The organism is Psychrobacter sp. 1Y4 (assembly GCF_051847555.1).
This window is the reverse complement of sequence record NZ_JBPYDE010000313.1, coordinates 1-863: the sequence shown is the minus strand read 5'-3', so window position 1 is coordinate 863 and position 863 is coordinate 1. Positions and strand designations below refer to the sequence as shown.

The following is an 863-nucleotide window of genomic DNA, read 5'->3' as shown; positions in this document are numbered from 1 at the left end:
TATTCTTATTATCGAGAGGCAAGAGCTTTCGCCATCACCAGCCAAAACGTTATATTCAACATCATCAAAACAACACTACCGTATATGCTAGACTCAATGACAGTCGTACGCTAGCCATTCAAAAACAAGCAGATGCGACAACCATTCTGCGTCTTAATCAAGCTACTGTCTACAATCAAAGCATATTGACCGAGCAGCTACCCACGCTACTGATAGATCCCTCAACGATGGATATGTTAGAGCAGGGCAGTGCCAGTCGTCGCCAGCTACTAGATTGGCTAGTGTTTCACATGAAACAAGGTTTTCACCCACAGTGGGTCGCCTATCAACGCCTTCTAAAACAGCGCAATAGTTTACTAAAGAAGACTCGTCAATTGACTCAAGTCCAGCTAGCTGAGCTAAAGTCTTGGGATAAAGGACTGAGTAATCATGCGGCGTTGATACATCATTATCGTGAGCAAGTATTTACTGAATGGCAGCCTTATTTTGCCAAAAGTGTTTTGCAGTTGTTGCCGTCTTATGCTGAGCAATTAAGCCTAAGTTATAACGCTGGCTATGACACTAATGTCGCGCTTGATGTACAGCTTAATGAGCGATTAGAGCAGGATTTACAGCTAGGATATACCCGTATAGGCAATCATCGCGCTGATATCCATGTACATTGGCGCTCTGATAATACTGTACCGTCTGATGATGTTGTAGATAGTCAGGCGACAAATACAAATACAGCGTCCTCAAACCATGAGGTAAATGCTAAATTACCAACTTTAAAAGAGCAGGCCGCCAATGTATTGTCTCGCGGTGAAAAAAAGCTGCTCATTACTGCGCTACGCTTATCACAACTACCATTACTGCTCAATGAT

General features: G+C 43.1%; 1 protein-coding gene. It reads left to right on the top strand.

Features of this window, described 5'->3' with window-relative positions; genetic code table 11:
• Positions 1–863: DNA replication/repair protein RecF (locus tag ACS8FC_RS16000; RefSeq protein ID WP_439297496.1), on the top strand; the 863-nt coding region annotated here is incomplete at both ends.